Genomic DNA, 22,517 nt, shown 5'->3' on the forward strand with positions numbered 1-22,517 from the left:
GACTGAACGGCCTCGCTGCGCTTGGCCGTTCGGGGCCTTCGGCCCCGAACCCTCCGCTTCGCTCCGGGTAAGGCCAGGCCCTTTGGGCCGGGGTCTCCTCCGCTTCGCTCCGGAGACTCATGGTCCCGCGCGAAGCGCGGGACCATGGCGGGTTTCGCTTCGCTTCACCCGTGTGGGGGTCCCCCGCTTCGCGGGGGCCTGGCCCGGTTCGCTGCGCTCTCCGGGCTGAGCCCGCTTCGCGGGCTGGCTAGCAAGAAGACAGGGGGTGGTGTGGGTGTGTCAGGTGCTGGCGGTCGATCGGGTGATGGACTGGCGGCGGGCGCATCGCAGGGTGTGCGCGCCGGGGTCTTCGTCGAAAGGGTCGATGAGTCGGTATCGGACGTCATCGTTGCCTCGGTGGTCGTGTGCCAGGCAGCGCCTGCAATCGCAAGGTCGGGCAAGGTAGAAGCCGTGCCGGTCGGTCATGCTGCCGTGGTAGATCACGAGGTCGTTGGGCTCGATGAGGTCGAGTGCGCGGAACAGTGTGTCTGACATTCTGTGGTTCCTCACGGCTGTGGTCGGAGTGCTCGTGCCGGTGGCTGGGGGAAGGCTTCTGTCTGCGCTTCAATTTGTGATGCGGATAGAGATGGGAATCGGAGCCCCCTGGCGGGGACCACTTCGTGCGGGTGTCCCTGGGTCCCCTGCCCGGACTCGCGTCCGGGCAGGGCGGTTTTCGTCAGACGGTCATGAGGCGGAAGGCCTGTTCCATGACGTCGTCGGCGGTCCCGGTGATGACCCGCTCGGCGCGCGCTGCTGCCTTGGCCAGGTCACCCGCGCCGCGTGCGGGGGCGACGTGGTTGGCGTATTCGGTGATCGCGTTGTACCCCGCCCACGCTGTGCCCCGGATACTTGCCTGGGTGTCCGCCTGCTCGAATAGGTTGCGGATGGTGCCCCACCTGACATCCCGGTTCGTCTTCTTCCGGGTGCTGTCGCTGTCGGATACCGGCCAGAGCTGGTCAACGACCTTACGCAGGGCGGGCGTGGACATTTCCGTGTCCAGCATGCGCTGGGCCGCCTTCTCGAACTCCTCGGAGTACTTGAAGGTCAGCCCCAGCGCTTGGCGGGCCTGGGCGATGCGTCCGCGTGCTCCGGAGGTGTGGCGGACCGTGTAGCTGCTCTTGGTGTTGCGTAGGGCGGCGCGCAGGGTGTTCGCGCAGACCACGCGGACGGGGGTGACGACGATCCGAAAGGCGCTGGAGCCGTCGTGGGAGTTGAACGCGGCGATGTACAGGTCGACCGTGTCGTGCCCGCCGATGGTGAGGGTCTGAGGCAGCTTCATGGTCAGGAACACCTGGCGGCCGGCCTTGAGCGATCCGGCCGTCTCGAAGTGCGCGCCGGACTCGTCCACCAGGTAGTTCAGGAACTCGGCGTGTTCCTCGTTCTGGACGGGGGTGTAGTCGGGGCCGACGACCCCGAGGGTTTCCGGGCGGCCGGTCTTGGGGTGGGTGCGCACGCTGGCCCGGTGGTTCGGCACGTCCAGCAGGTGCGCGCCGTCGGGGGTGAGCTCGGTGGCGTGCAGGCCGACCAAGCGGACGTCCCACCCGTCGAGGGCGGCCAGGCGCATGGCGTCTTCGGCGGTCATCGCGTCGGAGGTCACGGTCCCCAGCTTGTGCCAGGCGCTTTCACGCGCACTCACGAATGCGGCGGTGCCGTCGCTGAACTGCTCAATCTCGTGTGCCATGTCTCTCCTCGTGGTTGTTCGTTCGGTGGGCCGGGGGTGCCACTCCCCCGGCCCTACGGGGCCGCCTACAGGTAGGGCGGCCCGGGGCATCCAGGGGGCTCAGAAGGGCCTGCGGGGCGACGGGATCGTCGCCCCTGCAAGACTCGGAGCGTCCTCGTACTCGGTTGCGGGCTGCGGGCCCATCAGTTCCCCGTCCGGGCCGACGCAGTAGGCGTCGAAGGACTGGGCCCCGGTCACGGGATGGGCAACCAGGTCTTCCACCCGCCAGGACTTCAGCACGGTCATGCCGTTGGCCTTTGGGGTCTGCATGATCACCACGGCCGAGCTGTCGTGGATCGCGGTGTAGTAGAGAAGTTCCATCACCGCGATGAGGTCGTCGTCCGTGCTGTTCTCGTCCAGTACCGGGCCCGCCAGGTCGCAGGACCGGTGGGCGCAGGTGCCGTCAGCGGGGAAGTACACGACGTCGAGGCGGTGAGTGCCCTCGCCACCCGCGAGAGCCAGGGCCCTCAAGAGTGCGGACGTACGCTTGATCGTCATCATGTTGGGCGTCATCGGACTGCATGCTCCTTGGCGTGGCAGGGTGCGGCAGTTCTGGCCGCACCCTGCGGGACAGGACGACTCAGGAAGCGGCTAGGACCTGGCGGTCGAGGGCCTGCGGTGCGGCGTGCGCGAGCATGCGGTCCAGCAGCGTCAGGACCTGATCGAACGACAGCCCCTCGATCACGTCGGCGGTGACCGGGCCCGTGAACAGGACGCGGCCCTGCACCGTGTGCGGGTGCCGGTAGAGCGCGAGGAGCTGCTCCACGGGCGTGTTACGGACCTGGCCGCACTGCTGGGCGTAGTCGTCCGTCCACATCACCAGCGATCCCGTCAGGCCCTGAAAGGCGACGGAGTCCGCCCCCAAGGCCCGATGGACGGTCATCTCGGGGCCCCATCCCATGACGTGAAACCCGCCCCCGGGGCCAATCTCCACAGCCAGGCGTTCCGGTCGTACCGACATGCTTCTCCCTTGGTCTGAAGGGGTGTTCTTGGCCATTGGAGAGGTCTTGCCACATCCCCTCACCAACAAGAAAAGTATATCGCAGACTGAGCGCAAATAGGGGTTGGAGCGCACTCCGGACCTACCCCGAAAGAGTGATGTATCCGCAGGTCACATGGGGTTTACAGGCCTCCGGGGAGCGGGCATTGCGGGGTCGGCGCAGGCTTGCCCCGCAGCGCGCAGCGCGGAGGGCAAGGGGTGGGGAGGCGGGCGGGGGAGGCAGGGGTACGGTGCGCGAAGCGCGCCCCCTGCCTCCCCCGCCCGCCTCCCCACCCCGCAGCGTGGGCGGTGGCGGGACCAGGCCGGCGCAGCGAAGCGGAGCCGGCCTGGTCCCGCCACCGCCCACGGCAAAGGGGGTGAGCGGCGAAGCCGCTCACCCCCGGGCCTGCGCCGACCGCGCAACGCCCGCTCCCCGGAGGCCTGTAATGCCTTGAGGGGGTCACAGCCGACCGGCTGTGACCCCCTCAAAGGAGCAAGTGGCGTCTACGCCCCGTCAGGGCGCGCGCCGTGGATCTGCTGAGCGGCCTTGAGGGCGGCGCGGCGAACGGCCGGCGGATAGCCCAGGCGCTCTGCAGCCTCTTCAAGGCCGAGGCCCTGCTCCTCGCGCGCCAGGGCGAGGAGCCGCGCCGTGCGCTCGTGCTGGAGATGCCTCTGCGCCGTCTGGAGCGAGACGCCGAGGACGTCGACGGCGTGGGCAGCACCCACAGCAGGATCGGCATCCAGGAGCGCCGCAATACGACCGGGGAGCACGTCGCGGGGAACCAGGTCTCCGGATCCCTTCGGCCGGCCCGTGGGGGCGCTCATGGCCCCGCGGCCGGCTGCGTAGGCGAGAACCGCGGCCCGCGGCCAGTGCTCCACCCCGCCAACGACCACGACCTGGTCGGCCAGAAGAGGAGCGTTCTTGTAGACGTCCACGCTGCGCGGCTGGACCTGCAGCACCTCTGCCGCCTCACGGCGGTCGAGCAGGTCCTGGTCGTCGTCACTCCCAGGGATGAGCGGCTGCGGCCGGCCGTCCCGATACGCCTCGACCTGCTCCAGGTCCCACAGCAAGACCAGCGAAGCCTCCGAGCTCACGGGCTCGGGGAAGCCGGCTTCGCCGTAGGGCTTGGCCCGCCGGAAAGCGGCCCACTTCATACCCAGCACACCAGCAAGCTCTTCACGTCCCACGGCCTTACGCCCAGCCCGGATCACAAGCCCAGCCTCCTTGGTGCAGCCCCGCCGGCAGACTCCGACGCACGGAGCGAAAAACATATCGCACTCCGAGCCCAATGAGGGACCCACAAGCGCTATGCTCGCCTTCGAGACGCATGCGGGTTCTCTCGCGGTGTGTTCTTCGGTCGGCCGGCGCCCTTGCCACCCGCTCTGCGGAAGTGGGCGCCGGCCACATTCATTTCGCCCCGCTGAGATCCCCATCTGATCCGGTACACCGGCTCACCAACCGTTCAGTGCGCGCCGCACGTGCGCGGTGAGCGCGATCGTGGCTCGTTCGTGACGCTGCACGGATCACCGTGGTGAGGGATCCGGTGAGGTCCCGGCCGTTGAGTCAGGGCAGGAGAAACGTCGGCCAGTACCGACGTATCTCGAAGCTCGGTTGCGGTACCGGCACGTTGACCGTGGCAGTACTGCAACAGTGCACTAGCCTGCTCACGCGTACCAGGACAACGAGGGGCCCACCGAACGATGAGTAACGAGCCCGCAGTTCCCATTCCGCCCCCGCGGCCGGCCAAGCGCCGCAGGCCCCTGCCCCCGGCACCCGCCCGGACACGGACAGACCGGGGCCAGAACCTCGACCTCCCGCCCGGGTACGGTGCGCACCTCTACCCGCTGGCGACGTCGAACGGCTTCATCGGCAACTCCTACAGCATGGACTCCCTCGCCTTCCTTCTCTGGTCCGTGCGGCGCTACGGAGACGCCGAGGACCGCTTCGTCCTGGCCGTGCTAGTCGCGATGATCGGGCTGCAGGAGGTCGGGGGGCACATCGAGCAGACCCAGGAGCAGATCGGTCAGACGATCGGCAGCGGCTACAGCCGCTCGCACGTGGCCTGGGCGCTGGGCGTGCTCCTGGAGGACGGAGTCCTGCGCCGTGTCCGCCGCGGTGTCTACCAGATCGTGCCCTCCGCCGCCCTGCGCGGGGGCGTACGTTCACCGGCAGCGGGGAAGCGTAGAGTCCCTGGGAGCGTGCCGGAACGGGTGCAACAGCTGGATCTCCTCAAGGAGATTCTGGAGGACCCGAAGGCTCCGGACGCATTCAGGGACATGGCGCGGGCGGACGCCAGGCTGCCGGAGGGACCCCGGCAGACCAGGAAGGGGAAGTGATGAGCATCGCTTCAGCCGCACGGTGGCCTGTCCAGGAGGACGACCCCTACGCGGGCCTCGCCTACGTCCCCCGCCTTCCGCCCACCGGCTACGCGATTCTCCTCTACATGCTCAGCCAGCAGCAGCCGGGCGGCCAGGTCCGCGCGACCCACGAGGAACTCGCCGCCGGCCTCGCCCTCGATCGCGGTGTCATCAGCCGGGCGATGCCCTGCCTGGTAGCCGCACGCCTCGTGTACGTCATCCGCCGCGGCAGACTGCAGATCCACCCGATGCTCGCCCGCTACGCCACCCCGGGAGAGCGGCGCGCGGCCCTGGCCGCGCTCGCCCCGGAAGACCGGCTGGACGTCGGTCACTTCGAAGAGGAATACGAACGGCGCCTGGCCCTCTACCAAGAGGAGAAGGCCCGCAAGAAGGCCAACAAGCCGGCCACCGCGCGAGGACACCTGCGCAGTGTCCACTGATCTACAGCCTCCCGCGGCCAGGCCCAGACACGGCGAAGCCCCTGACAGGTGTCAGGGGCTTCGCCGTACCCACTCCCGTGGTCCGATCCAACAGTCTTGGGCTCGGCCGCACAGCTTCGAGCACGTCCTGCGCCGGCGCCGAGAGGCGCTCGCCCCGCTGGGCGCGCAACGCAGGCCGCCGCTCGCGGGCAACAGACTTGGCGAGAGACTGTGCAGGTGAATGATCAACGCCGCCCTCTCGGCTCCGGACCCCGCTTGACAGACTCAGACCAGGAAAGGCCGACCCGACACGGCCGCCTGGCAGCCGAACTCGCCACCCCTGGCCCGGTGGTGCCCCCAGCCGGGGAACGGGCGCCAGAGACCGTCCTGAGGCCGAGGCGCCGGGCCCTCGGCGCAGGCGGCACCACCAGCGGCTAGACACAGCGGGCTCCGACAACACCATCACCCCGGACGACCGCGCGGCTCAAGGGCCGCTCGAAATCAGCTCGGCTGCTGTGAACCGGATCCGAATGAATCGCCCAGGGGTCAACACCGTGCACGCATACGCGACCGCAGGAAGCCGATGGCGGACCTGGTCGACTGAGGCCTCGGCCGACAGCGCTGCGCGCAATTCACGGGACACCACCAGGCATGACCACACACGAACCGACGCAACCCCAACGACACGCCCATCAAGGCCTCAGAGCAAGCTCCGCTCAAGAACTCCCAGGCACGGAACCCATTCAAAGAGCTACGCGCAGCACCGACTCCGCAGTCTCTCTCCTCTCAATCCTCCACCCACTCCTCACACCCACATAAAAGAAAGTCCGCGCACTCACCAGCCGAAAACCGGGTCCTGACCAGGCAAAACACGAACCCGCCGCCGCTGCACCTTCCCCCCATATTTCCCCTGATACATCCCCTCATATTTCCCCTGATACTTCCTCCCATACTTCCCCCGATGCGTACGCCGCCGCCTGGTCCCAGCACCCGGCGGGAGTCCGCCCCGATGTACTGCCGCGAACCGGTCCAGGCGCCCAGGCGGTCCGACATTCCGTGGACGGAAGAACCCCACCGTGGTGCTCGTCGCGCACCCAGCCGAGTCCGTGTACGGCGGCGTAAACCAGCCGCGCGAGGGCATGGCGACACACCCTGCTGCACGGCGCAGGGGGCCTGTGCGGGTGGGGCAGGTCCGGGCTTGACCAGGAGGTCGGCGGGCAGCTCCAGGACGACGGCGAACTCGTCGTCTACACCGGAGCCAGCGCGCAGCTGGGCCCCGCGCTGCTCCCGGTGCTCGGCGGTCTCACGGGCCCTTGGCGCCGGCTTCCTGGCCAGGCTCGCACCGTCCTGGGCCGACCCCGCGCAGGTCACCCTCGCCACAGCCGCCCTTGCCTCTGGACTGCTGCGCCGGTGAACTCACCGGTTTCCTCCCCACCGCAGGTCGGCGGGTCGGTGAAGGAGGTCTGGCCGTCGAAGGAGGGATCGAGCTGCCGAGTCCGTCGGCCCCGGAATTCCGACGGAATACCGGGGCCAGGGAGCGGGTCCGGTCGTACTGCCCCAGAGCGCGCTGGGCACCGGCCCTGGCCCGCGCGCCCATGTCGGCGCGGACTACACCCGAACCTAGCCTGCCCCAGGGAGTCCCCAACCCTCTTTACAGAGCCCCGGAGCCCCGGAGCCCCGGAGCCGCGCTGCCCGTCGAGCAACGTCCCGCGTTCGACGCGGAGATCGGCGCAACGCCGGCCGACGAGTTGCACCTGGTCCTCGTCGGGTGGGCGCTGTCGACCACCGAGGCTGCCGCCGAGGACGAGGAAGCACTTCGCCGACTTCGCCGCGGTAGAACCGTGGGCCGGCCCGCCGCCCCCAAGGCAGGGGTGGCGTGAGCTCGTGCCATTGCGTACGCCCCGGCCGCCGAGGCCTCCCTCACATCGATGGACATCGAGACTGCGGGCCAGTTCGTCAAAGGCCTCGCCGTGATCGCCCGGGATCCGTACGCCGCCGGCTCCGCGATCGGCGGTGACCACGACCACCGCCAGGCCGTCATCGGCCCCGCCATCGCCGTCTACTACGTCTCCGGCCCCAGCGTCATGACCGTCACCGTGGTCCGCATCGTCCACTGATCGAGTTCACGTACGACAGCGTGAGCCAGCCGCACGGGGGCATAGCGGCATCTCGGTGCGTCTTGTCCCGGCGGCTGCCGCAGGCCTCCCGGACCCGCCGCACCCGGACAGACAGCCCCCGCCGCACGACAGCATCCCGGCCCCTTGGCCTATCCGTGACCGACCGGTGAGTGGCGAAGCCACTCACCGGGTTCTGTAGTGGTAACTACGGAAATGATGTCTCCTGACCTCCCCATCCCAGGTCAGCGCCTTGCGGGCACACTCGTGACCAACCTCGCAACGGTTCCTGCAACTGCACATCAGCCGACCAATCCGGTGACCAGCAAGAGCTCGCCACCTCCCTCACCGTCTTGGCCGCCCGACTACGGAGTCCCCAGTGCTTCCTCATGTACGCGACGGGCCATACCTGCCCACCTGGCCGTCTATCCGGGTGCGTTGGCGATCTAGAAACCGGGCTCAGAGTCACAGCAGTCCAGGCATTCGCGGCCGCCGGCCGTAACACGTTGGAGGCCACCGCAGCCATCACACCGAGGATGCCCGGTGACGTCACCAAGCTCTTCGAGGATGACCTGGAGACAGCGCACGATGCGATCCGCCCCCGAGATGACGGCCGGGGCCCCGTCGGACGACATCCGCCACAGAGGGTCAAGGAGTGTCAGGGCGAGGCCGACGGCGGTGGCCGCCGCGTACGCCCATCCGTCGGTCGCGGCCTCGGGGTCGTCGGGAGCGTCTTCGTGAGGCAGGCCAACAGACCAAGGCGGCACGGTCATGCTGATGGAGCCCAGCCGGTCGCGGGCGAACCCGAGTTCGAACCGAGCGCGGAGCGCCTGATCCTCGCCCAGAGGTAGCTCCCAAGGGCCGGTGAAGTGGGCGCGTGAGTTGTCGGATCCCGCGATGGAGTCTCCGTAGCCGGCGCCCGAGGCTCGCCAAAGCAGGGACCACAGGGCGGCGGTGCGCATCTCAGGGTCGTGACTGCTGTGGCCCAGACCGTCGGGAACATTGATCCCGAGGGTAGCGAGGGCGACCAGCAGCTGTTCCTCAGTGGCGTACGGCGGGTTCATAGTCCTGATCCTCGGGGTCTCGGGCGGTGGCGCTCGGCCAGCGCCCCAGAAGGCGATTCGGTGTACGTGCGCCCGTGAGGGGCTACCACGAAGGCACCGCCAGCAACAGAAGCTCACACGCGGACCGCTGAGCCCCTTTCAGGCGCCGCCCTAGCCCGAGGGGCCGGGGATGCACCCAAAGCGGCTCAGTGGGGCCTGCAGCAGCTAGAACGGGGCTGTGACGACCTGCTCCTCGGCCTCGGCTTCCTGAACAGCCGCAACAGCAGCGGCGCTCGCGGCCTCCCAGGCGGTGTCCGCGTCGCGCTTGGCGGCCTCGGATGCGACCCGGCACCGGCCGCACAGGCCGAGGGTCATCACCGGGCGTCCGCACGGGCCGTTGTGCCCGGGGCAGGTCCCGTCCTCGGCCACCTGGGCGGGGATCCCCGCGCACGAGGCGGCCTCGGTGCAGGCCGGGCAAGTGCCGCCGTGTTCCAGGTGGCGGCCGCAGCCGGTCTCACAGGCCGGCCAGCCCGCGCACGCCGCGCACACATCGAGTCCCGGCTCCGGCGGCCTTCCGCAGTCGGCGCACTCGTAGCGGACCCGGTTTTCCAGCGCCTCGGCGACGGTCCGGCCCGCCACGGCGGTGCTGGAGTGCTCGACCGGGCTGTAGGCCGGGCCGCCCTGTGCGGGGACCACCGGCCACGACGCGGTCGGGGACGGGACCGGGCTGGCCGCTGCCTGCCGCAGCCGCGCCGAGATGATCGCGCCGACGGTGTGCGTCATCGGCACCGGCAGAGGCCGACCCGTGATCACCTGCCGGATACTCGCCGGCTTCCACCCCGCCGCCAGCATCCCCGTCACGACCAGACCCTGATCCGCCAAGGTCTGACCGCTCACCAGGTACTCGGGATGCCACGCACCGATCTCCGTCAGCAACAACACCCCCTGGGTCGGAGCCACCGGCTGGCACTCAGCCGGACCAGCCGCACCGGAGACGGCCCCCACTGTTGCCGCGCTGTTGCCGTTCAGCGGCGCGGCGCCAGCCACCGTCGCTTCCCCGGTTCCGGCCCGCTGCTGCTCTTGGACCTCGATGACACCGCCGCCCCCGTCCGTCCGTCCATCCGTGTTCTCGCGCACGTCTCCACCTACAGACACGGACGGACGGACGGAGGTGGCTGAGCGGGAGGACTTAGCGGAAGGAATGAACGGGGGTTCGCGATCTTGCAGGTCAGCCCCGGAATGCGGGCCAGATTTTTGGCCCAACGGGCTAGAAATCTGGCCCGGCGGGCTAGAAATCTGGCCCGCATGCTCGCCCGGGTTAGAAATCTGGCCCGTGACCTGGGGTTCTTTCTCGGCCTTCCGCGCCGCCTCCAGAGCGGTCCGACGGACCTCGGCCTTGCGGGCCGCCTCCAGGGCCGGCGCTTTCACCACGTCGAGAACCGCGAACGCGTTCCTCGGGCCGGTGTAGCCGCGGGCAGGCAAGTCGTTGATCCGGATCCGAAGAGCCGCACCCGATGCCCTGACCCGAGAGGAGGTCTTCAGCCGCTTCCCATCCGGTGTGGTCACCAGGGACACCGAAGTCAGCTCATCGAGCAACGACCGGATCCGCGCGACGCTGGACGGCTTGACCTTCTCCCCCGGCTTTGCGGGCTTCGCGGGCAGCAGGTAGCAGAGCTCCATTACGGTCAGCTTGCGCACCGGACCGTGCTTTTCGATCACCAGCGCGCGCATAATCCAGTACAGGCGGACCGCTGAATCCCGCAGCTGTGGGCAGAGCGGGATCCAGTCCTTGAGCTGCGAGCTGTACAGACCACCGTCCTCCGGGCCGTACAGCTCCACCTCCTGGCTATCGCCATCCATCACCGAGCCACCCCCGCTCCGGCGAACCCCGCCAGGCAGCGGCGGGTTGTGGGAGTCGGGATCGGCTGGGTGCACACGGCGCGCACGGTGGCGGCGATCGGGCAAATGTTTGGATCAGGCACGGGAAGGTCTCCCCTTGGTGGGGAGTCGCGACCGGCAAATGTGACCAGACAGGGCCCAGAGATGGTGGCCTCTGTGTGAGGCGGCCTCTATCCTGGGTACTGGTGACCACGCGGACTACGGTCCACGGGCATCACCCCCGGCGAGGTCACCTCACCGGACACGACTCGGTTGCTGTGAAGGGCTGCGAGTCGAGCTGTATTGAGGCCGTCCTGTTGGAGCAGGGCGGCCTTCAGCTTTTTCTAGGGGCCCGCTACTGAGTGCGCGACATCAGGGTGCTGTTGTTCAAGGCGTTGGAGGAGCTGGCTGTAGGCCCGCCGCCGCACCCCGCTGGGCTCAGCAAATCCGATCTCCCACCGGGCTACCTGAACTCGCCCAACACCCAGGGCAGCTGCCACCTGAGCCTGAGTCAGGCCAGCTGCGCGCCGCAGTGCTCCGCGCGTGTTTACCGCCGGTAGCCATACAGCTTGGGACAGCAGTTCGTCCACCGCCGTTTGCGAGTCCTGCGCTGTTGTCACTTCAACACCCCCAACATCGACTAGAACAGAAAGATACACACCAGCTACCGCTCGGAGCGGCCGTACAGGCCCGGCGTGTCGGAAGATTCGGAGTTGCCGGACTTCTGCCGTACGCCTGCTGCCGGGCCCGCCTCACTATGGAGAAACGGGTTCCACGGGCCAGCTTGCGCTCCTGTCACGACGCAGGTCAGTCACCAGCTCGACACGGTCGGCGGGAATCACCCGCACTGTGACTTCGAGGGTTTCACCATCGCGCGCAGATTTGCCGACGATCGCCGTCTCAAGCACGGGCATCTCCTGAGAGATTTCCAGTAGCTGAGCCTCTTCCCGACTCGCCATCCGGGGCCGGCCGTATTCCTTCCAAGCGATCGGTCCGTGCCCGGCCTCTTCGAGGCGGTCGATGTATCCGCCGGGGCCGGTAGACGGTTCTGCGACCTGCGGAGCATCCCGTACAGCCGAAGGGGAGAGCCATGTGTCAACCAACTGGAAGGGCGGCTCCCCCGCCGGGGAGGTGACGCGTCGCCGCCGCAGGGTGGCAATGCCGGGCTCGATTCCCATCAGCTCAGCCACGCGGGCCGGGGCAGCGACGTACTCGCGGAAGGGCCGGCCGTGAACCTCCCACGGTTCATCCGGCCGGGAGGCCGCAGGGAACACATACCCGCGGCGCGGATCGCGCGTCACCAGCTGCCCTCGGGCGATGCGGCGACGCTCGATCGTCCAGTCGAGAACGACGATCCCCTTGCGCTTGATCGGTCGCACCAAACCTTCACGCTCCAAGATGGCGAGCGCGGCAGAGATGACGCCACGCCCCACCCCGTAGATCTCGGTCAGCTGCTCATACCGAGGCAGCGTCGCCCCGACCTCGTACTCCTCACTGTGGATTCGTTCTCGCAGGTCATCGGCCACTTCCTCGTATCGCGCCACGCTGCTCTCCCCTCCGGCATTTGAGTACCGGTATTGAAGTCTTTAAACGAACAGTACCGGTACTGTTGACATCAGCGCTAGATGTTGGCAACCATATGTGTACCGGTACTGCTCCACCGTATCCGGGAGTCCCGCCCTGCGAAAACGCAGGTGCCCGGCCGGTGCTCACTACACCGGCCGGGCGGCGGCTGTGGGGGTGCAACCCCACAGCCGCTGTCGGGTGGTCCGCTGTGAGAGGACGCCGACATGGCGATGGTGACAGAGGTAATGCGCAGGTGGCGGGTTCAGCGCGGTGTGCGTTGCGCCGTGGTGCGGACCCGGACGGTTTTGCCGTCCCGGTGCCGTACCGCGGCGCTGACCGTGCCGACGCTCGGCGTGTCGGAGGCGCTGGGTCTGGGCGGGGATGAGCTGCGGGTCCGGGCTTACCTGCTGGCCCTGAGGGGCGAGCTGTGAACGCGGTGGGCGGGGTGCCCCCGCTGCCGGCGGGTTGGGTCGCGGCGCGGCCGGCTGACTGGCTGGACCAATTGTGGGAGTACGAGGACCTGGCCCCCGCACCGGCGGTGCGCCGGGAGCGGTCGGGCGTCGCGGCCTGCAAGGGCGTGTCCCCGAAGGTGTTCGAGCCGAAGCCGTGGGAGCAGACGGCGGGCGCAGCTTTGCCCTCGGAGGCGGAGCGCACGGCGCTGGAGTACTGCGGCCGGTGCCCGGTCCGTGACTGGTGCCTGGAACGGGACCTGACCGACTCCTCCACCCCCTCGAAGATCGTCGGGGTGCGTGGGGGGCTGCGTCAGAGCGACCGGCGGGCACTGCACGTGAGGCTGTTCGGCGAGCGGCCGCGGAACGGGGCGCAGTCGTGAGCGCCACGTCCTGGGCACGGGCCACGGCACGCCGGAAGCTGATCAACCGGGACGCTGACGCGGACGTGGTCGAGGACGTGGTCGAGGCCGTTCCGGCGGCCGAGACCGAGACCGACGCCGTGGAGGAGTCGCGGTACGTCACTCGCGCGGACATGGCCGCGTTTGCGGACAGGCTCGGGGCGGTCATGGCCGAGACCCCCGAGGACCGCCGCCACCGCCTCCACCTTGAACGTGAGCGGCACTTCGAGGAGCAGGGGGAGACGCGGGTACAGCGGCGGATTCGCCACCGCCAGGAGCAGCGAGAGCAGCGCCACCGTGACACCGCTCTGTACCGCGTCCACCACTCCGAGCGGGCCCGCCGGTTTCGGCGGTGGGTGCTGCTGACTGCCGCCTCGGCGTCCCTCGGGTTCGCGTTCGGCGTGGTGCAGTCGCTGACCGTGCCGCCCCGGCCGGTGGCGTACGCGGTCCTGGCCGCCTCGTGGGTCCTGGACTGGCGTATCCGTGGCCGGGGTGCGCTGCGCCTGTCCGAGGTGCGCGGCGTGGGTCTGCTGATCGCCGTGATCGTCCGTATCCCGTTCGCGTCCGCGCTGGCCGTCGTGTCCGGCCTCGGCCCGCTGTTCGGCCTCTCCCCCTTCCATAACTGAGGAGTCCCCCGATGTTCGGAGTGTTCGGCACGGGCGGCGCGCTGCTCGTGATCATGGTCGCCCTGTTCCTCTACAAGCGGGGCGGAGGCAAATTCCAGCCGGTCAAGGACCACCACGTCGTCTACTGGGGCGCCGCGATCGGGATCCTGGCCGCCGGTGCCGGCGAGGCGTTCCGGCAGGTCGGCACGGTGTCCGAGACCTTCCAGAGCGCCATGCAGTCCCAGTCCGCCACGGTGGGCACGGTCGGGCCGGCCGCCACCGCCGCGATCCTTGTCCTGATCGCGTTCGGCTCGAAGCCGAGCTTTTTTAAGGACTTGATCTGCGGGGTCGCGGCGCCCGGTGCTCTCTCCGCGGCCGGTGCGGCGTGGGCGCTGCCCGTCACCATCACCGGTGCGCTCCTGCGCTCCGTCGTGGGGGCGTGATGCGCTACCTCGAAGGGATCAGCCTGGACGCGTTCGGCCGTGGCAACCGGCGAATGCTGGCCCCGGTGCTGGCGTGGGCGAAGGAGCCGGTACCCGTGCCCGTGCCGGAGGCCGCCGCCGAGGAGCCCAAGGCGGCCGAGGGGGAGAAGCCCGCCAAGGCCTCCCCCGCCAAGAAGCCGGAGAAGGCGCCGGAGCCGAAGATGCGCCGGAGGATCGGTGTGCGTCACCTCGGCTACGCCGCTGGCGGCGCGTTCTTCCTGTGGCCGGTGGTCGGGGGGTGGGTGCCGACCGTGCTCACCACGGCCCCGGTCGTGTGGGGTGTGGCCGCCCTGATCGCCGGTCAGCAGGACGACCACGACCACGACTCCGCCGCCGAGGACGACGGCCAGGAGCAGCCGCAGGACACCGAGGCCGGCGAGGCCGACCGCGGTACGGGGCTGCTGCTGCACGTGCTGACGGCGCTGTCCGACGCGGAGTTCTCCAAGCGCAAGGGCGTGCACCTCGATGCGGTGCTGTCCTCCGCGGTGGCCGCAGGGCTCCTCGCCGGGGGGACCGAGGTGGCCGACCTGCGGGGGTGGGTGGAGTCCACGGGCCTGCCCACCGTCGACAAGTTGGGCATGCGGATCGACGGTCAGCCGACGACCCGCGTGGGCCTGCGGGTGGACGCGGTGACGGAGGTGCTGGGCATGAGCCCCACGGCCTGGCTCACCGCCCGCTCTGACGCCCTGGTGCGGTCCTCGGGGGAGGCCTCGGCCGAGGCCTCCGCGGTGCCCGCTCCGGCGGTCGGGGAGGGGCCCGCCGAGGCGGCCCCCAGCACCCCCGCAACCACCCCCGCCGGGGCCCCCGTTCCGGCCCCCGCTGTGGCCGCCCTGCGGCTGATTCCCGGGGGGCTGCTTGACCCCGGGCAGACCCCTTCCCCGGCTCTCTCCCAGGGGCAGGCCCAGGAGGCCCGTTAGACCGGCCTATCGGCCGTGTGACCTGCACGTCTATCGGGCGCCTAACAGGCCCTGACAGGGCCCCTGACGCCCTCCCCTGACACCCAGAAAGCCGACCCCTGAGAGGGGGCGGCCACCCCTGAAGGAGAACGTAATGCTCCTCGCCGCGAAGATCACCGGAACCGTCCTCGCCGCCGCGCTCGGCACCGGCGTCGCCGTCGCCACGTTGCCCGAGAGGGCGCCGGCGCCCGGCTTCATCCACTACGAGGGCGCGACCGTCGGACTCGCCCCCAAGACCGGTACCGGCGGGCTCCTGCTGCGTGCCGAGGACGGCACCGTCGTGGGCGCCATGGGCACCGAGGACGAAGCCAGCATCCAGGGATGCCACCCCACCGATCCCACGCTCGTGTGGGTCCGGCAGATCACGACCGGCACCCACAGCGGCGGATGGGGCGCGATGTCCGGCTACGTACGCCACGCGTACGCGGACATCGGCGGCCTGTTCCCCTGCGGCGGCTGACGCCCCGAACCACAAAAGTGCCCGTCCCGGGTCACCTACCAAGCAGCCCCGGGACGGGCGAATCCACCTGAAGAGATGGAGTTCGCATCATGGCACGACACACGGCGCCGGTCTGTCACGGCCGGGCAATGAAGCGGGACGACAAGGCCCGGCAGTACCACTGCCAGCACTGCGGCGGCTGGACCACGCGGCTGATGGCACTGCTCGGGAACCGGCCGTGAGGCGGCAGGTCCTCGGTCTCCTCGCCCACCTGTGGCAGTGCCGGAGCTGCGGCACCTGGAGCGACAAGAAGACCGCCAACGGCTTGTGCAGGGACTGTTGGTGACGGCATCGGTCCGGGTGCAGCCCACCCCGCACGAACGCGACGGACGCACCGCGCCGAAGCCGCTGCCAGCCCGCCCGCACCCGAAGCCCGGCTCCTAACCGAACCCTTCCGTGGCTGCGGAAGGCACCCCGGGCACCATGGGGCATCGCCACCGTGGCAACAGCAGCACCCGGGCGGGACTTCGGTCCCGCCCGGTCACCCGCACCACCGATTCGACAAGGAGAGCAATGACCACCACCATCCCGTCGCCCGCTTCGGGCGCCACGGTCCCCGGTTCGAGGACGGGGCACGACGGTTCGGGGACCCCGGACCCCCGTTCGGGGGCGCCTGAACCGGCTTCCGACACCCACTCCGCCGGGCTCGGCGAAGTGGCCTCCGACCCGGACCTCGCGGCTGCCGATTCGGCGGCCGGCATCCCCGATTCGGGGACGCCGGAGGCCGGTTCGGACCACTGGCTCATGCGGATCGTGGTGCCTGTCCTCGCTGTCGTCGGCGGAGCGGTCGTCGCAGGCATCGGGTTCGTCGGCTCGTACAACACGCTCGTCGGTGTCGCCCTCGCGTGGGGGTTCAGCCCGGCCCTTGCGCCGTGGGCGCCGGTCGCGTGGGACGGCGCGATCATCGCGTTCCTGGCCATGGACCTCTACATGATCCGCAAGAAGACGCCGTGGCCGGCCATGCGGCTGACCGCGCACGTGCTCACCGCCGCGACCATCATCTACAACGCCCAGGCCGCGGGTTCCGTCACGGAAGACCCGGTCCGGGCTATCGGCCACGGGTCGATGCCGTTCCTGTTCGTCATGATCATGGAGGCAGCCCGCAAGCTGGTCATCAAGCGCACCGAGCTGGAGACCGGCTACGACACCATCCCGTGGCACCGCTGGCTCTACGCCCCCCGCCAGACCTGGGGCATGTCCAAGCAGATGCGCATGTGGGAGATCCGCAGCTACAAGCAAGCCCTCCAGCGCCAGCAGGACCTGACCGTCTACCAGGTGTTCCTCGAACACCGCGAGGCCCGCGTGAAGGCCGGCGAAGAGGGCGTGGACCCGGTCACCGACCTGGACCGCCTGCCCATGACCATGGCCAAGTACGGGCTCACCGTCGACCAGGCACTGGCCCTGCCCCAACAGCAACAGGCCGACGAGCAGCAGCGCACCCACGAAGCCGGCCTGCGCACCCTGGCCCTGGACACCAACCGCAAGATCGCCAAAGCCCAGATGGAGATCGAGACGCTGCGCGCCGACGGGCAGGTGGATGTCGTCCGCGCGGAGGTCACCGCGACCGCCGAAGTGGCCAAGGCGAACGCCGAAGCGGCCACCGCGACGGCCGAAGCCGGCGCGCACTCCGCCCGGCGCACGGCGAACCTGACGGCGACCGCCGTCGAGCGCCTCAAGGCCCAGGAAGCCGAGGCGCTTGAGGCGGAGGGTGTCGCCGAAACGCGTGCCCGTACTGCCGAACACAACCGCAGGGCCGCCGAAGACGAGCAGGAGGCCGCCGAAGCCGCGGTCAAGGCTGCTGAAATCCGTGACCGCGAGGCCGCCGTCAGGGCGCAGACCGAGCGGACCGAGGAGGAGACGGAGCGGCTCCGGTCGAAGAAGGCCGGATACCAGAAGGCGATCGCCGAATCGGAGAAGGCCACCGCCGAAGCGCGCCGGGCGGCCGCCGAACACAACAAGCGGGCGGCCGAAGCCGAGGCCCTCGCCGACCTGTCGCCCACCCAGATCAAGACCCGCATGATCGCCCGCTACGTACTGCCGTTCGTCCGGGAGAACCGAGAGGGAGACATCGACAACGGGCACATCGCCTCGCTGCTCGGCGGCGCGGCCCCGGCCACCGCCTCCACGTACAAGAAGCAGGCGCTGCTCCTGATCGGCGCCGGGTACGACCCGACGACCGGCTACGACCCCGAGATCCACCACCCCACCCAGTAGAGGAGAAGATCATGAGCATCCCCGACATGGACGTCACCGGCACGGTGACCGGCCTCACCCTCCTCCCGAACCAGGACGGCAGCGCCGTCCTGACCATCGACGCGGACGGCGAGCACGGCACCACCGGACGGTTCGAGTTCCACCTGGACCCCCGCGCCACCGGCGCCCTGCGACTGGCCGCGGACTGGGTGGGGGTGGAGTGATGCCGACCTTCGGCAAGGTCACGGCGTGCACCTCCGCCGCAGTCTGGCTCGTGGAGGGCTACAGCGGCGAGGGCCAGGAGCAGAGCCTGGACCGCACCGTGTTCGCCTGCGAGAAGCACCTGACGACCGCTGAGGCCAGCTGGCTGCGCGGCCTGGAACCGCACACCCAGCGCGCCACCGGCCTGAACTGGTGCGGCCAGTTCACCGACTACAACCCCGAGACCGAGGTCGGTCTGTAGGTACGCGAGCCTGCGCCGCTCGAATCGCCGCAGGCCACACCACCTCCACCACACCCTGGCAGGCCCCCGGACGCCGAACGCGTCCGGGGGCCTTGGCGTAGCGATGGGTCGATCAGGACATTCAGGGACGCGTTCCAGCCGAGCGCTGTAAAACCACTTCACATGTAAAACCGTTTTACGGCACTGTCGTTGTGTGAGTACGAGACGAGGCAACGCGATGGCCGCACTGCGGGACTGGTCCATGCCCGGACGCCGGGCCGACCTGCTTGCCGCCGCGTGGCAGGCGGGCGAGACCAATGTCTCCGCTCTCGCCGAGGCCGCGCGGATCAGCCGGCCGACCGTGTACGCAGACCTGCGATCCCGGGGCATCGACCCCGACCACCGACCGAAGGGCACCAGCGTGATCACGAACCTTTCCCCGCTCGACATTGAGGGCTTCACCGGCGTCGGTGAGCAGCTCGAAGTCCAGATCGACGCCGCGGTGCTGCGCTGGCGGGCCGAGCACCCCGACGCCAGCAGCGAGGAAGCGGAAACCGAGGGCATGCGCCTGGTGAGCCTGGCGGACACGACCTACCGCTACGCCGACGTCCGCGACCGCCTCGCCCACGAGCAGGTCGCCCGCGCCGAGCGGGATCGTCTGCTGCACCAAGTGGAACTGCGCTGGGAGGCGCTGAGCAGCGCCGCCGCGTGGATGGCCGCCCACCACACCTACGTCCTCGCGGTAGACGAGGCCCGTATCGCCATCGACATGTGGTACGAGCGCGTCGAGAGCGCTCGAAAGCGCCCGTTCTTCTGCAGCTCCCCCCGGGACGAGGCCGCCTACCAGCAGATCCAGGCGGCCGGGTACCCCGCCTTGGAGGACGCGGTGGCCGACCTCGACCAGAACCCGGTCTTGACGAACCATGTGCTGCGCGCCGACCTCGACCAGGCTCACGAGCGCCGCATGGAGCTGGCCGCCCATACGCTGCGACTGTCCGCCACGGGCAGCCAGTGACTCCGCGCGTGAGCCGCCGGGCGCGGCGGGCCGCCCGCCTCGGCTACCGGCTCCGGTCCGCCGTCGCGGACCAGGACCCCGCCCGCCTGTTTCTCACCGAGTCCGCCAGCCAGGCCGTCGAGGCGACGTACCGCCGTCGCGCGCGGATCTCCGAGCTGCGGGTGCAGTGGGCGACCATCCGGACCCGGCTCGCGCTCGACCGGGTGCCCGAGCGGGACCGCGCCGACGTCGATCGGCGCCTGCAGGCCCTGCTCCGGGTCGACTCGATCCTCACCTCGACCTCGCCCGCGGCCGTGCGCCGCTTCCTCCGTTGACCAAGAAGGAGCCCACCGTGTTACCGACCCTCCAGACACAGCAGACCGCCCGCGCCCGCCTGCTCGCCGAGATGGAGCGCCTGTTCGCCGACGACGCCGGTCTCGGCGCCCTGGTCTCCTACAACGGCCGCCCCGACATGACCGAGGAGGCCAAGGAAGTCCAGATGGCGTGGGCCCGCGCCCTGGTCGCCGTGCACGGCCACGACCGCGCCGCCTCCGTCTACGCCGAGTACGCCGGCCGCCGCCAGGACACCGTCACCGCGACCGTCGGATCCTGGGGGAACCTGGTCCTGGCGTGCAGCCCGATCCCACGCTGGGACCGGGACCGCCACGGCTTCCTCTGCTTCTCCTGCATCGACGCCTTCTCCACCGTCGTCGCGGCCGACGAAGAACAGCTGTGCAACCGCTGCGCCCGCGAGCACACCGCCGTCGAGACCACCCGCCCGCTCTGGCACGCCTACAGCCACAACCGGTTCCAGTTTCCTGGCCTGATGGGCGAGGAGCGCAAGACGGGCGAGAGCAAGCTGCTCATCCGCTACCAGGACGACAAGGAACGCGCCTACGTCACCGGGGAGGCTGGCCTGCTCACCGAGGGGATCAGCCCTCTGCCCGGCTTCACCTCCGTCTCCACACAGACCCACGGCGACAGCCGGGACACCATCAACCTCACCGTCGAGGCCCGCGCCGAGCACGTCCGCCGCAGCGTCGAGGTCCTCGGGACCTTCGTCTACGACCCCGATCCCCAGCAGGGGGAGGGCCACCCGTACGGCTTCCGCTTCGTCTCGGCACGGCTCACCGTCCGATCCCGGAAGCTGGGCCACCTGGACATTGCCGACCCGGCCGTCACCGAGCACACCGACTTGTACCGGCTGCTCGACAGCCTGATCACCCACCTGTACGGGAGCCAGAAGTGACCCGGCCCGCCTTGCCGCACCAGCTCCCCGAGCTGCTCGACGCCGCAGCCGACCTCCTGGACCACCTCGGGGCCACCGCCGGACTGCGCGCCGGACTCCACACCAACCTCCCCGAGGGAATCCGCCTGCTGGTGCAAACCGGCCTTCCCTATACCGATGAGGTCGGCCCCCTGGACCGCATCGGCGCAGCCCTCAACGCGCCGATCGCCCATGAGTACGCCCAGTACCTCGATCACTCCGAGGTGCACGGAACATGGAACGGCACGCCGGTCTACGCCAGCCACCTGCACTCCGACCACCAGCACATCGTGAAGAAGCCGTGCACCCAGCCCGCCTCCGAGCTCGGCCGCCGGCTTCGCGCCCTCATTCCGTGGGCCCGGCAGGACTGGACGCAGCACTCCGAGAGCCTCCACGTGTACGACGAGAACGGCACCCCGTGCGTCCACGTCGTCCTGATGTCAAACGACTCCCTGGACGATGCTCTGGCCGCGCTCCTGGACGCCACCGGCCCCCTCCAGTACCGCCACGACCGCGAGCACGAGTTCGTCGCGCACGGCTCGGCGCTCCTGGACGACGGCACCGTAGTGACTGCCTCCGTCATCACGCCGAAGTGACCCGGACAGCCCGTCCCCCCACGCTCTGAACCGTGCGGCCCCGGAGCAGGTGAGGCCCGCAGCGCTCGAATCGCTGCGGGCCTCACCGCTGTTCTACCCCACCAATTAGACGATCATGAAAAGTGTCCCGAGCTTCGGACAGAAGGAGGCTGAGCATGGGCATCGTTGGAGACAGCCTGGAGCGCGCCGGACAGGCCCACACCACCCGCCCCATCCCCAAGAGTGCTGGCGCCCAGATGCGCTACCTCGTCAAGCAGCACAAGGGGGCCACCAAGCAGGTTGCTGCGCTGCTCGGCATCTCGCAGCGCACCGTCGAGCGGTACGTGAAGGACCAGATCAAAAAGCCCAAGCCCGCGCTCGCGAACCGGATGGAGACCGAGGTCACGCGCCGGTGGCAGCCCCTGGTCCGCAAGCGCGCACGGGAGAAGGCCGCTAAGCAGACCGGGCTGGTCATCGAGACCCGAGCGCGGTTCGGGTTCACCGCGGCCCCCGGGACGAGCGACGACGGACGGATGCGCCGGATCACCCAGCACCTACCGCCCGAGCTCGCGGGACGCCTGTTCACCGCCCAGGACGCAGGCGCCACTGAGGCTGAGCTCCAGGCCCTCGCCGCCGAAGGCCTCCAAGAGGCGTACTTCAAGGACGGCGGAGCCCGCGCCCAGGGGCTTCTGGTGGAGTTCACCGACATCGACTACGTCGAGCTCAACTTCTGACCGTATGGCATGGGGAGGGCCCGCGACCCAAGTGAGACTGAGCGCTTGATCTGGCGAGTGAGCTGTCGACTTGGCGGGTCTGGGCATCCGAGGTCGCAAGATGGCCCGATGAGCGAACCGATAGCCCAGGACCCCTGGGCGCAGAGGGTGTACCTGACTTGGCTTGCGAGAGATGTCCGCTACGCACTGAATGCGCTTGAGGAGCTGATGGTCCACGCCAGCCTTGAGCCGATCCCTCCGTCTGCATGGATCTATCTGGAGAACGTCCTCGTGTTCACTGGCAAGGTCTCCCGAATGCTTTGGCCTGTCGAAATCAAGAGCAAAGGCCAGACAGATGAGGGCCTGCAGTGGCGGCTGACGCGGGGCCCCTACCTTCGGACGGTTCTTGGGGTGGGTGACGGTTCTCCCCTCAAGGACCGCAAGGTTCGCAATGGGACCGAGCACTTTGACGAGCACCTCGATGAGTGGGTCGTCCACCATCCCCGACCGACCCCTGAAGAGGTGGAAGCGGGAACCCTGGCAGAGCTTTCCGCACCTCCAATGCGGCTGATCAATGCGCAGTCCCGGACTGTGGAAGTGGTGGGCGTTCAGTTCGAGCTGGGTCCCGTCGATCGGGAGCTCCGGCGGATCTTGGCCAGGATCGAGGAACTCCAGCCACTGGCCAAACTGCCAAACCCGGAGGCGGCTGCGTTGCTGGGAAGCCTTCCCCCGATCCCTGTGATCCCGTTGGATGCCCCGACCGAGCGACCCGACGAAGACGTCACCACGGGTGCGGACGTGTAGCCAGTACCTACTGAGCGCTTC

The 22,517-nt window shown here is 69.4% G+C and carries 27 protein-coding genes; 18 read left to right on the forward strand and 9 right to left on the reverse strand.

Annotated elements, in window-relative coordinates:
• Positions 1-279: 279 nt before the first annotated feature.
• The 5 genes from AC3IYJ_RS42595 to AC3IYJ_RS42615 all read right to left on the reverse strand — a co-directional run bounded on the left by AC3IYJ_RS42595 (position 280) and on the right by AC3IYJ_RS42615 (position 3,893).
• Positions 280-534 (reverse strand): hypothetical protein, encoded by a 255-nt coding sequence (locus AC3IYJ_RS42595; protein WP_489403596.1) that lies wholly within the window; start codon positions 532-534, stop codon positions 280-282.
• 181 nt (positions 535-715) lie between these two features.
• Complete coding sequence (locus tag AC3IYJ_RS42600) at positions 716-1,720, reverse strand: DUF932 domain-containing protein (RefSeq protein WP_489403597.1); 1,005 nt, start codon at positions 1,718-1,720, stop codon at positions 716-718.
• 99 nt (positions 1,721-1,819) lie between these two features.
• Positions 1,820-2,272: a hypothetical protein gene (locus tag AC3IYJ_RS42605; RefSeq protein WP_489403598.1), complete on the reverse strand. Its 453-nt coding sequence runs from the start codon at positions 2,270-2,272 to the stop codon at positions 1,820-1,822.
• 67 nt (positions 2,273-2,339) lie between these two features.
• On the reverse strand, positions 2,340-2,642 hold the full coding sequence (locus AC3IYJ_RS42610) for a hypothetical protein (protein WP_489403599.1): 303 nt from the start codon (positions 2,640-2,642) through the stop codon (positions 2,340-2,342).
• A 600-nt stretch (positions 2,643-3,242) separates the two neighbouring features.
• Positions 3,243-3,893, reverse strand: coding sequence for a hypothetical protein (locus AC3IYJ_RS42615; RefSeq protein ID WP_489403600.1), 651 nt, complete (start codon positions 3,891-3,893; stop codon positions 3,243-3,245).
• A 546-nt stretch (positions 3,894-4,439) separates the two neighbouring features.
• Here AC3IYJ_RS42615 and AC3IYJ_RS42620 point away from each other — a divergent pair.
• The 3 genes from AC3IYJ_RS42620 to AC3IYJ_RS42630 all read left to right on the forward strand — a co-directional run bounded on the left by AC3IYJ_RS42620 (position 4,440) and on the right by AC3IYJ_RS42630 (position 7,632).
• The gene (locus AC3IYJ_RS42620) at positions 4,440-5,075 is read left to right on the forward strand and encodes a hypothetical protein (protein ID WP_489403601.1); all 636 of its coding nucleotides are present in this window, start codon (positions 4,440-4,442) and stop codon (positions 5,073-5,075) included.
• Complete coding sequence (locus AC3IYJ_RS42625) at positions 5,075-5,536, forward strand: hypothetical protein (protein ID WP_489403602.1); 462 nt, start codon at positions 5,075-5,077, stop codon at positions 5,534-5,536. The genes AC3IYJ_RS42620 and AC3IYJ_RS42625 overlap by 1 nt, the downstream gene beginning before the upstream one ends.
• 1,907 nt (positions 5,537-7,443) lie before the next feature.
• Positions 7,444-7,632, forward strand: a complete 189-nt coding sequence (locus AC3IYJ_RS42630) for a hypothetical protein (RefSeq protein WP_489403603.1) — start codon at positions 7,444-7,446, stop codon at positions 7,630-7,632.
• Positions 7,633-8,075: 443 nt separating this feature from the next.
• Here the strand turns inward: AC3IYJ_RS42630 and AC3IYJ_RS42635 are convergent, their stop codons facing one another.
• The 4 genes from AC3IYJ_RS42635 to AC3IYJ_RS42650 form a co-directional block, all read right to left on the reverse strand.
• On the reverse strand, positions 8,076-8,693 hold the full coding sequence (locus AC3IYJ_RS42635) for a hypothetical protein (protein ID WP_489403604.1): 618 nt from the start codon (positions 8,691-8,693) through the stop codon (positions 8,076-8,078).
• 204 nt (positions 8,694-8,897) lie between these two features.
• A complete protein-coding gene (locus AC3IYJ_RS42640) occupies positions 8,898-10,532 on the reverse strand; it encodes a hypothetical protein (protein WP_489403605.1) in 1,635 nt (544 codons plus the stop codon).
• Positions 10,533-10,894: 362 nt separating this feature from the next.
• Positions 10,895-11,209 carry a helix-turn-helix domain-containing protein gene (locus AC3IYJ_RS42645; RefSeq protein ID WP_489403606.1) on the reverse strand — a complete coding sequence of 105 codons (315 nt, stop codon included), beginning with the start codon at positions 11,207-11,209 and terminating at the stop codon, positions 10,895-10,897.
• 96 nt (positions 11,210-11,305) lie between these two features.
• Positions 11,306-12,094, reverse strand: a complete 789-nt coding sequence (locus tag AC3IYJ_RS42650; protein WP_489403607.1) for a GntR family transcriptional regulator — start codon at positions 12,092-12,094, stop codon at positions 11,306-11,308.
• A 449-nt stretch (positions 12,095-12,543) separates the two neighbouring features.
• On the opposite strand from AC3IYJ_RS42650, the gene AC3IYJ_RS42655 reads away from it, so the two are divergent.
• The 15 genes from AC3IYJ_RS42655 (at position 12,544) to AC3IYJ_RS42725 (ending at position 22,496) form a co-directional block, all read left to right on the forward strand.
• Positions 12,544-12,948, forward strand: a complete 405-nt coding sequence (locus AC3IYJ_RS42655; protein WP_489403608.1) for a WhiB family transcriptional regulator — start codon at positions 12,544-12,546, stop codon at positions 12,946-12,948.
• Positions 12,945-13,592: a hypothetical protein gene (locus AC3IYJ_RS42660; protein ID WP_489403609.1), complete on the forward strand. Its 648-nt coding sequence runs from the start codon at positions 12,945-12,947 to the stop codon at positions 13,590-13,592. Before AC3IYJ_RS42655 ends, AC3IYJ_RS42660 begins: the two co-directional genes overlap by 4 nt.
• Positions 13,593-13,603: 11 nt before the next feature.
• Positions 13,604-14,014, forward strand: a complete 411-nt coding sequence (locus AC3IYJ_RS42665) for a hypothetical protein (RefSeq protein WP_266360671.1) — start codon at positions 13,604-13,606, stop codon at positions 14,012-14,014.
• Entirely contained in the window at positions 14,014-14,970 is a 957-nt protein-coding gene (locus AC3IYJ_RS42670; RefSeq protein ID WP_489403610.1) for a hypothetical protein, read from the forward strand. The genes AC3IYJ_RS42665 and AC3IYJ_RS42670 overlap by 1 nt, the downstream gene beginning before the upstream one ends.
• 133 nt (positions 14,971-15,103) lie before the next feature.
• Positions 15,104-15,469: a hypothetical protein gene (locus AC3IYJ_RS42675; RefSeq protein ID WP_489403611.1), complete on the forward strand. Its 366-nt coding sequence runs from the start codon at positions 15,104-15,106 to the stop codon at positions 15,467-15,469.
• A gap of 89 nt (positions 15,470-15,558) precedes the next feature.
• Positions 15,559-15,690, forward strand: coding sequence for a hypothetical protein (locus AC3IYJ_RS42680; RefSeq protein ID WP_489403612.1), 132 nt, complete (start codon positions 15,559-15,561; stop codon positions 15,688-15,690).
• A 331-nt stretch (positions 15,691-16,021) separates the two neighbouring features.
• Positions 16,022-17,722, forward strand: a complete 1,701-nt coding sequence (locus tag AC3IYJ_RS42685) for a DUF2637 domain-containing protein (RefSeq protein WP_489403613.1) — start codon at positions 16,022-16,024, stop codon at positions 17,720-17,722.
• Between the two features lie 11 nt (positions 17,723-17,733).
• Positions 17,734-17,925, forward strand: coding sequence for a hypothetical protein (locus tag AC3IYJ_RS42690; RefSeq protein WP_489403614.1), 192 nt, complete (start codon positions 17,734-17,736; stop codon positions 17,923-17,925).
• Positions 17,925-18,164 (forward strand): hypothetical protein, encoded by a 240-nt coding sequence (locus AC3IYJ_RS42695; RefSeq protein WP_489403615.1) that lies wholly within the window; start codon positions 17,925-17,927, stop codon positions 18,162-18,164. Before AC3IYJ_RS42690 ends, AC3IYJ_RS42695 begins: the two co-directional genes overlap by 1 nt.
• Before the next feature lie 193 nt (positions 18,165-18,357).
• Entirely contained in the window at positions 18,358-19,158 is an 801-nt protein-coding gene (locus AC3IYJ_RS42700; protein WP_489403616.1) for a hypothetical protein, read from the forward strand.
• An 8-nt stretch (positions 19,159-19,166) separates the two neighbouring features.
• Positions 19,167-19,472 carry a hypothetical protein gene (locus AC3IYJ_RS42705; protein ID WP_489403617.1) on the forward strand — a complete coding sequence of 102 codons (306 nt, stop codon included), beginning with the start codon at positions 19,167-19,169 and terminating at the stop codon, positions 19,470-19,472.
• A gap of 17 nt (positions 19,473-19,489) precedes the next feature.
• A complete protein-coding gene (locus tag AC3IYJ_RS42710) occupies positions 19,490-20,386 on the forward strand; it encodes a hypothetical protein (RefSeq protein WP_489403618.1) in 897 nt (298 codons plus the stop codon).
• Positions 20,383-21,000: a hypothetical protein gene (locus AC3IYJ_RS42715; RefSeq protein ID WP_489403619.1), complete on the forward strand. Its 618-nt coding sequence runs from the start codon at positions 20,383-20,385 to the stop codon at positions 20,998-21,000. The genes AC3IYJ_RS42710 and AC3IYJ_RS42715 overlap by 4 nt, the downstream gene beginning before the upstream one ends.
• A 155-nt stretch (positions 21,001-21,155) precedes the next feature.
• On the forward strand, positions 21,156-21,713 hold the full coding sequence (gene tpg, locus AC3IYJ_RS42720) for a telomere-protecting terminal protein Tpg (RefSeq protein ID WP_489403620.1): 558 nt from the start codon (positions 21,156-21,158) through the stop codon (positions 21,711-21,713).
• 108 nt (positions 21,714-21,821) lie between these two features.
• Entirely contained in the window at positions 21,822-22,496 is a 675-nt protein-coding gene (locus AC3IYJ_RS42725; protein WP_489403621.1) for a hypothetical protein, read from the forward strand.
• The last annotated feature ends 21 nt before the right edge of the window (positions 22,497-22,517 follow it).

This window comes from Streptomyces sp. GL_140 (genome assembly GCF_057834465.1).

What these genes read in the sequence shown, in the direction of transcription:
- AC3IYJ_RS42595 (WP_489403596.1), bottom strand. Translation starts at nt 534, where the DNA reads ATGTCAGACACACTGTTCCGCGCACTCGACCTCATCGAGCCCAACGAC.
- AC3IYJ_RS42600 (WP_489403597.1), bottom strand. Translation starts at nt 1,720, where the DNA reads ATGGCACACGAGATTGAGCAGTTCAGCGACGGCACCGCCGCATTCGTG.
- AC3IYJ_RS42605 (WP_489403598.1), bottom strand. Translation starts at nt 2,272, where the DNA reads ATGACGCCCAACATGATGACGATCAAGCGTACGTCCGCACTCTTGAGG.
- AC3IYJ_RS42610 (WP_489403599.1), bottom strand. Translation starts at nt 2,642, where the DNA reads ATGACCGTCCATCGGGCCTTGGGGGCGGACTCCGTCGCCTTTCAGGGC.
- AC3IYJ_RS42615 (WP_489403600.1), bottom strand. Translation starts at nt 3,893, where the DNA reads ATGAAGTGGGCCGCTTTCCGGCGGGCCAAGCCCTACGGCGAAGCCGGC.
- AC3IYJ_RS42620 (WP_489403601.1), top strand. Translation starts at nt 4,440, where the DNA reads ATGAGTAACGAGCCCGCAGTTCCCATTCCGCCCCCGCGGCCGGCCAAG.
- AC3IYJ_RS42625 (WP_489403602.1), top strand. Translation starts at nt 5,075, where the DNA reads ATGAGCATCGCTTCAGCCGCACGGTGGCCTGTCCAGGAGGACGACCCC.
- AC3IYJ_RS42630 (WP_489403603.1), top strand. Translation starts at nt 7,444, where the DNA reads ATGGACATCGAGACTGCGGGCCAGTTCGTCAAAGGCCTCGCCGTGATC.
- AC3IYJ_RS42635 (WP_489403604.1), bottom strand. Translation starts at nt 8,693, where the DNA reads ATGAACCCGCCGTACGCCACTGAGGAACAGCTGCTGGTCGCCCTCGCT.
- AC3IYJ_RS42640 (WP_489403605.1), bottom strand. Translation starts at nt 10,532, where the DNA reads ATGGATGGCGATAGCCAGGAGGTGGAGCTGTACGGCCCGGAGGACGGT.
- AC3IYJ_RS42665 (WP_266360671.1), top strand. Translation starts at nt 13,604, where the DNA reads ATGTTCGGAGTGTTCGGCACGGGCGGCGCGCTGCTCGTGATCATGGTC.
- AC3IYJ_RS42670 (WP_489403610.1), top strand. Translation starts at nt 14,014, where the DNA reads ATGCGCTACCTCGAAGGGATCAGCCTGGACGCGTTCGGCCGTGGCAAC.
- AC3IYJ_RS42675 (WP_489403611.1), top strand. Translation starts at nt 15,104, where the DNA reads ATGCTCCTCGCCGCGAAGATCACCGGAACCGTCCTCGCCGCCGCGCTC.
- AC3IYJ_RS42680 (WP_489403612.1), top strand. Translation starts at nt 15,559, where the DNA reads ATGGCACGACACACGGCGCCGGTCTGTCACGGCCGGGCAATGAAGCGG.
- AC3IYJ_RS42685 (WP_489403613.1), top strand. Translation starts at nt 16,022, where the DNA reads ATGACCACCACCATCCCGTCGCCCGCTTCGGGCGCCACGGTCCCCGGT.
- AC3IYJ_RS42690 (WP_489403614.1), top strand. Translation starts at nt 17,734, where the DNA reads ATGAGCATCCCCGACATGGACGTCACCGGCACGGTGACCGGCCTCACC.
- AC3IYJ_RS42695 (WP_489403615.1), top strand. Translation starts at nt 17,925, where the DNA reads ATGCCGACCTTCGGCAAGGTCACGGCGTGCACCTCCGCCGCAGTCTGG.
- tpg (WP_489403620.1), top strand. Translation starts at nt 21,156, where the DNA reads ATGGGCATCGTTGGAGACAGCCTGGAGCGCGCCGGACAGGCCCACACC.
- AC3IYJ_RS42725 (WP_489403621.1), top strand. Translation starts at nt 21,822, where the DNA reads ATGAGCGAACCGATAGCCCAGGACCCCTGGGCGCAGAGGGTGTACCTG.